This is a genomic window from Cupriavidus sp. 05T313 (genome assembly GCF_056396665.1).
The window spans coordinates 1-9,253 of record NZ_JBFTLX010000320.1; the positions used below are offsets into that span (position 1 = coordinate 1).

General features: G+C 67.3%; 9 protein-coding genes and 2 pseudogenes. 10 read left to right on the forward strand and 1 reads right to left on the reverse strand.

Annotated features, from left to right (window positions below; genetic code table 11):
- The 3 genes from AC1DKD_RS37365 to AC1DKD_RS37375 all read left to right on the forward strand — a co-directional run.
- Positions 1-870: Bug family tripartite tricarboxylate transporter substrate binding protein (locus tag AC1DKD_RS37365; RefSeq protein ID WP_477144430.1), on the forward strand; the 870-nt coding region annotated here is incomplete at its 5' end.
- Between the two features lie 112 nt (positions 871-982).
- On the forward strand, positions 983-1,633 hold the full coding sequence (gene upp / locus AC1DKD_RS37370) for a uracil phosphoribosyltransferase (RefSeq protein WP_477144431.1): 651 nt from the start codon (positions 983-985) through the stop codon (positions 1,631-1,633).
- Between the two features lie 139 nt (positions 1,634-1,772).
- Positions 1,773-1,919: a DUF3149 domain-containing protein gene (locus tag AC1DKD_RS37375; RefSeq protein WP_081861985.1), complete on the forward strand. Its 147-nt coding sequence runs from the start codon at positions 1,773-1,775 to the stop codon at positions 1,917-1,919.
- A gap of 29 nt (positions 1,920-1,948) precedes the next feature.
- Here the strand turns inward: AC1DKD_RS37375 and AC1DKD_RS37380 are convergent, their stop codons facing one another.
- Positions 1,949-3,496, reverse strand: coding sequence for a helicase HerA-like C-terminal domain-containing protein (locus AC1DKD_RS37380; RefSeq protein WP_477144432.1), 1,548 nt, complete (start codon positions 3,494-3,496; stop codon positions 1,949-1,951).
- A 256-nt stretch (positions 3,497-3,752) separates the two neighbouring features.
- Between AC1DKD_RS37380 and AC1DKD_RS37385 the strand changes: the two genes are divergently transcribed.
- The 7 genes and pseudogenes from AC1DKD_RS37385 to AC1DKD_RS37415 all read left to right on the forward strand — a co-directional run.
- Complete coding sequence (locus AC1DKD_RS37385) at positions 3,753-4,478, forward strand: YebC/PmpR family DNA-binding transcriptional regulator (protein ID WP_441634389.1); 726 nt, start codon at positions 3,753-3,755, stop codon at positions 4,476-4,478.
- 104 nt (positions 4,479-4,582) lie between these two features.
- Positions 4,583-5,851 carry a phosphoribosylamine--glycine ligase gene (purD, locus tag AC1DKD_RS37390; protein ID WP_035859419.1) on the forward strand — a complete coding sequence of 423 codons (1,269 nt, stop codon included), beginning with the start codon at positions 4,583-4,585 and terminating at the stop codon, positions 5,849-5,851.
- 197 nt (positions 5,852-6,048) lie between these two features.
- A pseudogene (gene hemF / locus AC1DKD_RS37395) lies at positions 6,049-6,948 on the forward strand (oxygen-dependent coproporphyrinogen oxidase); the annotation flags it as partial.
- Positions 6,932-7,492 (forward strand): annotated as a pseudogene (locus AC1DKD_RS37400) (nicotinate-nucleotide adenylyltransferase); the annotation flags it as partial. The pseudogenes hemF and AC1DKD_RS37400, both read left to right, overlap by 17 nt.
- A 14-nt stretch (positions 7,493-7,506) precedes the next feature.
- A complete protein-coding gene (rsfS, locus tag AC1DKD_RS37405; protein WP_441634396.1) occupies positions 7,507-8,265 on the forward strand; it encodes a ribosome silencing factor in 759 nt (252 codons plus the stop codon).
- Positions 8,266-8,288: 23 nt separating this feature from the next.
- Positions 8,289-8,759 carry a 23S rRNA (pseudouridine(1915)-N(3))-methyltransferase RlmH gene (gene rlmH / locus AC1DKD_RS37410; protein ID WP_035859413.1) on the forward strand — a complete coding sequence of 157 codons (471 nt, stop codon included), beginning with the start codon at positions 8,289-8,291 and terminating at the stop codon, positions 8,757-8,759.
- A gap of 110 nt (positions 8,760-8,869) precedes the next feature.
- On the forward strand, positions 8,870-9,253 hold a 384-nt coding region (locus AC1DKD_RS37415), incomplete at its 3' end, for a Maf family protein (RefSeq protein WP_477144433.1).

Consider the following 9,253-nt stretch of genomic DNA (forward strand, 5'->3'; position numbering starts at 1 on the left):
ATCGTGCCCTATGCCGCAGGCGGCACCACCGACCTGGTCGCGCGCACCGTCGGCCAGAAAGTAGCCGAGAAGCTCGGCCAGCCGGTGGTGGTGGAAAACCGCCCCGGAGCGGGCGGCAATATCGGCATGGAGRYGGTCGCCAAGGCMSCGCCSGACGGCTACACCATCGGCTTCGGCGCGATCTCGACCAATGCGCTCAACCCGCATATCTACAAGCACGTGCCATTCGATCCGCGCAAGGACTTCACCGCGGTGAGCCTGCTCGGCACCTCGACCATCGTGCTGGAAGTCAGCAACAGCCTGCCGGTGAAAACCGTGTCGGAACTGGTCAGCTATGCCAAGGCGCACCCCGGCCTGACCTACGCGACCGCGGGAACCGGCACGTCGATGCACCTGGCCGGCGCGATGTTCTCGCAGATGACGCAGGCGGGCCTTACCCATGTGCCATACAAAGGCAGCAGCCCGGCCATCAACGATATGCTGGGCGGCCATGTGCAGGTAATGTTCGACAACCTGCCCGCCTCRCTGCCGCACATCCAGGGCGGCAAGCTGCGCGCGCTGGCCGTGGCCGGCAAGAGCCGCTCGCCCGCCCTGCCGAATGTGCCGACGCTGGCCGAGGCCGGCCTGGCTGGCTACGCTGTCGAGCCGTGGTTCGGCGTGTACGGGCCCGCCGGCATGCCCGCGCCGGTGGTGCAGGCGCTCAATGCCGCCTTCGTCGAGGCGCTGGGCAATGCGGACGTCAAGGACAAGCTGGTCCAGGCGGGCTTCAACCCGAAGGGCTCGAGCGCGGCGGAACTGCAGTCGCTGACGCTGTCCGAGTACGAGAAATTCGGCAAGGTCGCCAAGAGCGCCAGCATCTCGGTGGATTGAGCGGCGGGCCCCGCGCGCTGCCGGCCGGGACACTGCCGGGGGCGCGCGGCTGCGCATCCATTACAATCCGGCTGCACCGGGCCTTCGCGCCCACTCCAGCCGCCTACCCGCCATGAAGCAAGATCCGCGTTTCCCCAAGCTGTACATCCTCGATCACCCGCTGATCCAGCACAAGCTCTCCCATATGCGCGACAAGGACACGTCCACGCGCACATTCCGCGAACTGCTGCGGGAGATCACGCTGCTGATGGGCTATGAAATCACGCGCAACCTGCCGCTCACCACGCGTCACATCGAGACGCCGCTGGTCGAACTGGATGCACCCGTGATTGCCGGCAAGAAGCTCACCATCGTGCCGGTGCTGCGCGCCGGCGTGGGCATGAGCGACGGCCTGGTCGAGCTGATTCCTTCGGCGCRCATCGGTCATATCGGTGTCTACCGAGATGACCAGCATCGCCCCGTGGAATACCTGGTTCGCCTGCCCGATGTGGAAGACCGCAGCTTTATCCTGTGCGATCCGATGGTCGCCACCGGCTACTCCGCCGCGCACGCGGTCGACGTGCTGAAGCGCCGCGGCGTCGCGGACGAGGCGATCACCTTCGTCGCGCTGGTGGCTGCGCCGGAAGGCGTGGAAGTCTTCCAGAAGGCACACCCAGGCGTGAAGCTGTTCGTGGCCTCGCTGGACAGCCATCTGGACGAGCACGCCTACATCATTCCGGGCCTGGGCGACGCCGGCGACCGGCTGTTCGGGACCAAGAACTGAGCGTTCCCTTGAAAACGGATCAGGCCGCGCGCTCTCTGCGCCCGGCTTGATCCGCCTCAACCCGCGCGGCGAGGGGTCTGCCTAGACTGGCGGCAACGGCACATGATCCGGTGTGCCGTGCCTGACCAGGGAGACCCAGATGGCAGCCTTGAAGATCCTGTTTACCACCGGCACCGGGCTGATGAGCCTCGGCGTCATTGGCTTCATCATCGGCATGGGGTGGTTCTTCACCCGGCTGTTCCTGCGCAAGATGCGGGAAGACGAGGCGGCGGCGCAACGCCGCTGAACCGGCCGCCGGCGCCGTCCGGCTTTCGCCTATTTCTTCTTGCCGGAACCCAGCAGGCTGCCCAGCACGCCGCGGATCAGCTCGCGCCCGACTTGCGAGCCGACCGTGCGCGCCGCCGACTTGGCCATCGACTCCAGGATGGAATCGCCGCGCCCGGTCTTGCCGGTGCCCTTGGTCAGCCCGCCAAAGATTTCGCCCGCCTGGTCGAGCCAGCCGCCACCCTGCGCGGGTGCCTGCTCCGGCTGGCCTGCCGAGGGCGCTGGCGCGCCGTTGCCGGCGGTGGACGGGGATGACGCCGGCGCGACCGCCCGGCCCTTGAGTTTCTCGTAGGCCGACTCGCGATCGATCGCCTGCTCGTAGGTGCCGGCTACCAGCGACGCAGCCAGCAACTGCTTGCGCTCGTCATCGGTGATGGGGCCGATCCGGCTGCCGGGCGCCATTATCCAGGCACGTTCCGTCATGCCGGGAATGCCCTTGGCGTCGAGCAGCGACACCAGCGCCTCGCCCACGCCGAGTTCCCCGATCGCCTTCTCCAGGTCCAGGCCTGGCTTGGCGCGCATGGTGGTCGCCGCCACCTTGACAGCCTTCTGGTCGCGCGGCGTGAAGGCGCGCAGCGCATGCTGCACGCGGTTGCCGAGCTGCCCCAGCACCGTGTCGGGAATATCGACGGGATTCTGCGTGACGAAATACACGCCAACGCCCTTGGAGCGGATCAGGCGCACCACCTGCTCGATCTTGTCGAGCAGGCCCTTGGGCGCGTCGTTGAASAGCAGRTGCGCCTCGTCGAAGAAGAASACCAGCTTGGGCTTGTCGAGRTCRCCGGCCTCGGGCAGCYKCTCGAACAGTTCSGACAGCAKCCACARCAGGAAGGTRGCGTASAGCYKGGGCGMATTCAKCAGCTTGTCGGCGGCCAGGATATTCACCACGCCCTGCCCGTTCTCGGTCTGGATGAAATCATCCAGGTTGAGCATGGGCTCGCCGAAGAACGCATCGGCGCCTTGCGATTCCAGCGCCATCAGGCCGCGCTGGATGGCGCCGATCGAGGCTGCCGAGATATTGCCGTATTCGGTGGTGAACTGCCCGGCGTTGTCGCCCACGTACTGCAGCATGGCGCGCAGGTCCTTGGCGTCGAGCAGCAACAGCCCGTTGGCGTCGGCGATGCGGAATACCAGGTTGAGCACGCCCTGCTGGGTGTCGTTGAGGTCCAGCATGCGCGACAGCAGCAGCGGCCCCATATGCGAGACCGTCGCCCGCACGGGATGGCCCTTCTGCCCGAAGACGTCCCAAAGCGTGGTAGGGCAGGCGCCCCACGCCGGCTCGGGCAGGCCCAGGTCAGCCAGGCGCGCCTTGAGCTTGTCGGAGAGCTTGCCCGGCTGGGAGATGCCGGTCAGGTCACCTTTGACGTCGGCCATGAAGACCGGCACGCCCAGCCGCGAAAAACCCTGGGCCAGGCTTTGCAGCGTCACGGTCTTGCCGGTGCCGGTGGCGCCGGTGATCAGGCCGTGCCGGTTGCCCATCTCGGGCAGCAGGGCAAGTTCGAGCTCGGCGTTCTTGGCGATGAGGATGGGTTCGGCCATGGTTTCTCTGGTTGGCAGGCAGCACAGCGGCATCGCCGCGACCGTCCCCGCCCGTGCGCCGCCCCCCGTGATCGCGGGACCGGCGGCGGCGGGGCCGCGTGATAAAATGCTGGGCTGATTATAGCCAGCCCCCAGGCCGGCTCACAGACACACAACACCATCCAGCCGTGCCGCCGATCACCCGTTGTTCGCCCGGCACGGCCGGCGCGCGCCGTCAGGGCGCGCGCATCAAACGTTTTGCGCTTCGGAGAGAATCATGGCCGGTCACTCAAAATGGGCCAATATCAAACACAAGAAAGCCGCCGCTGACGCCAAGCGCGGCAAGGTCTGGACCCGCCTGATCAAGGAAATCACCGTCGCCGCGAAGCTCGGCGGCGGCGATGCCGATTCCAACCCGCGCCTGCGCCTGTCCATGGACAAGGCGATGGACGCGAACATGCCGAAGGACAACATCCAGCGCGCCATCCAGCGCGGCGTGGGTGGCCTGGAAGGCGCCAACTACGAAGAAATCCGCTACGAGGGCTACGGCCTGGCCGGCGCGGCCATCATCGTCGACTGCCTCACCGACAACCGTACCCGCACCGTGGCCGAAGTGCGCCATGCCTTCTCCAAGAACGGCGGCAACATGGGCACGGAAGGCTCGGTGGCGTTCATGTTCACCCACTGCGGCCAGTTCCTGTTCGCCCCCGGCACCGCCGAGGACAAGCTGATGGAAGTCGCGCTGGAAGCCGGCGCCGACGATGTCGTCACCAACGACGACGAATCGATCGAAGTGCTGTGCCCGCCCAACGATTTCGCCACGGTCAAGGCCGCGCTGGAAGCCGCGGGTTTCAAGGCCGAGATGGCCGACGTCACGATGAAGCCGCAGAACGAAGTCAGCTTCACCGGCGACGACGCCGTCAAGATGCAAAAGCTGCTCGACGCCCTGGAAAACCTGGACGACGTGCAGGAAGTCTTCACCAACGCGGTGATCGAGGAGTAAGGCGGGATCGGGCAAGACCTCGCCTCACGGCGGCAGCGCGGTTCGATGAGCCATGGCTGCCGCTTTTCGCATTTCGCATGCGTCATTTTTTCTGGCAGTAGATCATGAAAGTATTGGTTGTCGGCTCGGGTGGTCGTGAACACGCGATGGCCTGGAAATTGGCCCAGTCGCCCAAGGTGCAGGTGGTGTACGTGGCGCCGGGCAATGGCGGCACCGCGCTCGACAAGCGTCTGCAGAACGTGCCCCTGACGGATCCGGAAGTGCTGGCCGCCTTTGCCGAGCGCGAGGGCGTGCATTTCACGGTAGTCGGCCCCGAGGCGCCGCTGGCGGCCGGCATCGTCGATATCTTCCGTGCCAAGGGCCTGCGCATTTTCGGCCCCACGCAAGCGGCGGCCCAGCTGGAATCGTCCAAGGATTTCGCCAAGGCGTTCATGCAGCGCCACGGCATCCCGACCGCCGCCTACCAGACCTTCAACGACGCCGCCGCGGCGCATGCCTACATCGACGCGCAGGGCGCGCCGATCGTGATCAAGGCCGACGGCCTGGCCGCCGGCAAGGGCGTGGTGGTTGCCGCCACGCTGGAAGAAGCGCACGCCGCGGTCGACATGATGCTGGCCGACAACCGCCTCGGCGATGCCGGCGCGCGCGTGGTGATCGAGGAATTCCTCGAAGGCGAGGAGGCCAGCTTTATCGTGCTGGTGGACGGCAGGAACGTCCTCGCACTGGCTACCAGCCAGGACCACAAGCGTCTGCTCGATCACGACGCCGGCCCCAACACCGGCGGCATGGGCGCGTATTCGCCGGCGCCGGTGGTCACGCCCGCGCTGCATGCCCGCGCCTTGCGCGAGATCATCATGCCGACCGTGCGCGGCATGGAAAAGGACGGCATCGTCTACACCGGCTTCCTCTACGCCGGCCTGATGATCGACGCCGAAGGCAACCTCAAGACGCTGGAATTCAACTGCCGCATGGGCGACCCGGAAACCCAGCCGATCCTGGCCCGCCTGAAGACCGACCTGGTCGACGTGATGGAGCACGCGGTCACCGGCAAGCTCGACGAGATCGAACTGGACTGGGACCGCCGCACCGCGCTGGGCGTGGTGATGGCCGCTTATGGCTATCCCGACGCTCCGCGCAAGGGCGACGCCATTACCGGCATCCCGGCCGAGACCGAGGAAAGCGTGACCTTCCACGCCGGCACCACGCTCAAGGACGGCACCCTGCTGACCACGGGCGGCCGTGTCCTGTGCGTGGTGGGGCTGGCGGATACCGTCAAGGCAGCACAACGCGCGGCCTACAGCGCGGCCGAGAAGATCCACTTCGATGGCATGCAGTACCGCACCGACATCGGCTACCGCGCCATCAAACGGTAAAGGGACGAATAGATCCGCCGCGCGGCCCATGGCGGGCCGCTCACTACGATTTCTTGGCCCGTTACGGCGCTTTGCGCTGAATTTGCCGAATCCGGCCAAGTGTTGTCCCAGCCAGTACAATCATGACATCGCCATGACGGCCGGGCAGGTTGACTACCTGCCCGGCCGTCACCGCTCCGGCCACCCGCCCGCACACCATGATCGATTCCCAGGCAGTCCGTGCCTATCTGCTCGGTCTGCAAGACCGTATCACCGACGCTGTCGCCGCCATCGACGGCACGGCGTTTTCCACCGATGCCTGGGAGAAGCCGCCCACCGAGCGCCTGCGCGGCAGCGGCCGCACCCGTATCCTGGAAGGTGGCGCCGTGATGGAGCGCGCCGGCGTGGGCTTCTCGCACGTGCGCGGCGACGCGTTGCCGCCCTCGGCCACGGCCAACCGGCCCGAGCTGGCCGGCCGCGGCTTCGAGGCGCTGGGCGTCTCGCTGGTGTTCCACCCGCGCAATCCCTACGTCCCGACCGTGCACATGAACGTGCGCTGCCTGATGGCGGTGAAGGATGGCGCCGAGCCGGTCTGGTGGTTTGGCGGCGGCATGGACCTGACGCCGTACTACGGGAACGCCGAAGACTGCAGGCACTTCCACGTCACCTGCCGCGATGCGCTCGCGCCCTATGGCGGCGAACTCTATCCGCGCTTCAAGCAATGGTGCGACGAATACTTCTTCCTCAAGCACCGGGGCGAAGCGCGCGGCATTGGCGGCATCTTCTTCGATGACTTCTCCGCGCTGGGCTTCGATCGCAGCTTTGCCATGATGCAATCCGTGGGCGATGCATTCCTGGAGGCCTACCTGCCGATCCTGCAGGCGCGCAAGGATACGCCCTATGGCGAACGCGAGCGGGAATTCCAGGCCTACCGCCGTGGCCGCTATGTGGAATTCAACCTGGTATTCGACCGCGGCACGCATTTCGGGCTGCAATCGGGCGGACGCAGCGAATCGATCCTGATGTCGATGCCGCCGCTGGCAAGCTGGCGCTACGACTGGCAGCCGGAGCCGGGCAGCGCGGAAAGCGCGCTGTACACCGAACGACGTCACCCCCGCCGCCGACCGCCTCGCCATGACCGAACTGGCCGCGCAGGCGCTGTCCGACACGCGCGCGCTGGTCCATGCCAGCCGCATGGAAGTCGATCGCGCGGGCCCCAGCTACACCGTCGATACCGTGCACGAACTGCGCCAGCACTATGGCCCCACCGCTTCGCTGGCCTGGCTCATGGGTGCCGACCAGTTGCTGCGCCTGCACACCTGGCATGGCTGGCAGGAACTGTTCGCCGACGTCCACCTTTGCGTGGCGACGCGACCCGGTTTCGACCTCGCCGAACTCGATGGTCCGGTGCGGGAAGAGCTCGCCGCGCGGCGGGCGTCCACCGACCTGATACAATCCATGCCCTCCGGCCGCATGTGGATCGACCAGACGCTAGCCGTCGACCTCTCCTCCACCGCCCTACGCCAACGCCTGGCTGCCGGACAACCGGCAGATGACCAGCTGCCGTCCGGCGTGGCACACTACATCGCGAGCCGCGGCCTGTATCGGCCGACCCAGTCGGATCTGCCCATCCCGGCCCGCCCCCAAACCGATCTCAGCTGAACTGAAAAAGCACCATGGATATTCGTAAACTGCAACGCGCCATCGTCGACGGCCTCGAGGATGTCAAAGCGCAGGACATCAAGGTGTACGACACCACCCACCTGACGGAACTGTTCGACCGGGTGGTGATCGCCAGCGGGACTTCGAACCGACAGACCAAGGCGCTGGCCGCCTCGGTCCGCGATACCGTCAAGGACGCCGGCGGCCATATCGTCGCGGTGGAAGGGCTGGAAACGGGCGAATGGGTGCTGGTGGACTGCGGCGACGCGGTGGTCCACATCATGCAGCCGCAGTTGCGCATGTACTACAACCTGGAAGAACTCTGGGGCGACAAGCCGGTACGGCTCAAGCTGTCCACCGCCAAGAAGGGCCTGGCCAAGGCCAGCGAGCCCATCGACGGCGAAGACGAGGACGACAGCCCGGTGGTGCGCACCGCACGCCGCGCCACCGGCCTGCGCCCGGCCCTGGCCCGCCTGCCCGAAGGCATGAAAGAGCCTTCGCCGCCGCTTGGCCATGAAGACACCGATCCGGACGCCATCGCCACCAACCGCGCCCCGACCGTACAGAAGCGCCTGACCAGCGCGCTGGGCTCGGCCCCGGCACGCAAGGCGCCGGCCAAGTCCGCCGCGCCGCGCAAGACCGCCGCCGGTACCGGCGCGGCACGCAAGACCGCCACCAAGACCGCAGTGACCAAAACGGCCGCCAAGGCACCCGCGAAGACGGCTGCCACCAAGGCACCGGCCGCGCGCAAGCGCACCACCCGCTCGGCCTGAGCGGAACCGCTCCGCTTCCCGTCATGCAGTTGCTGATCGTGGCCGTTGGCCACAAGATGCCCGGCTGGATCGAAACCGGTTTCGCCGAGTACGCGAAGCGCATGCCACCCGAGCTGCGCATCGAGCTGCGCGAAATCAAGCCCGAGGCGCGCTCGTCGAGCAATAACGCCACCACCGTGATGCAGCGCGAGGCGGCCCGCATCGAGGCGGCGCTGCCCAAGCAATGCCGCATCGTGGCACTGGATGAGCGCGGGCGCGATCTCACCACCGTGCAACTCGCCGCCCAGCTGGGCGACTGGCAGCGCGAAGGCGGCGACGTCGCCTTCCTGATCGGCGGCGCGGACGGGCTGGATCCGGCGCTGAAGGCGCGCGCGCAGACGCTGCTGCGCCTGTCCAGCCTGACCATGCCGCATGGCATGGTGCGCGTGCTGCTGGCCGAGCAGCTTTACCGCGCCTGGTCGGTGACGCAGAATCATCCGTACCATCGCGCCTGAAGCTGGCTGGCCGCCGCCAGTGGCACGCAGCGGGCGAGGCCGGCAGGTACAATGCGACCGAAGCGGCGCATGCCGCCGGCACATTTCCCCGGATCCCCGACTGCCCTGCCGTGACCCATTCCTTCCTCTACCTCGCCTCCCAGAGCCCGCGCCGGCGCGAATTGCTGACCCAGCTTGGCGTCGCCTACGAACTGCTGCTGGCCGATGACACCGAAGACGCCGAGGCGCTGGAAACCGTTCTGCCGGGCGAGAGCCCCGACGACTACGTGCAGCGCGTATGCGCGCTCAAGGCCGAGGCCGCGCTGCGCCGGCGCGAACGGCGCGCCTTGCCCGACTCCCCGATCCTGACCTCGGACACCACCGTCTGCCTGGKCGGCGAAATCCTCGGCAAGCCCGCCGACGACGCCGACGCCGCGCGCATGCTGGCGGCGCTGGCAGGCCGCACCCACCGCGTGCTGACCGCCGTGACCGTCGTGTCCACGCTTGGCCTGCGC

What these genes read in the sequence shown, in the direction of transcription:
- AC1DKD_RS37375 (WP_081861985.1), top strand. Translation starts at nt 1,773, where the DNA reads ATGGCAGCCTTGAAGATCCTGTTTACCACCGGCACCGGGCTGATGAGC.
- AC1DKD_RS37385 (WP_441634389.1), top strand. Translation starts at nt 3,753, where the DNA reads ATGGCCGGTCACTCAAAATGGGCCAATATCAAACACAAGAAAGCCGCC.
- purD (WP_035859419.1), top strand. Translation starts at nt 4,583, where the DNA reads ATGAAAGTATTGGTTGTCGGCTCGGGTGGTCGTGAACACGCGATGGCC.
- rsfS (WP_441634396.1), top strand. Translation starts at nt 7,507, where the DNA reads ATGGATATTCGTAAACTGCAACGCGCCATCGTCGACGGCCTCGAGGAT.
- rlmH (WP_035859413.1), top strand. Translation starts at nt 8,289, where the DNA reads ATGCAGTTGCTGATCGTGGCCGTTGGCCACAAGATGCCCGGCTGGATC.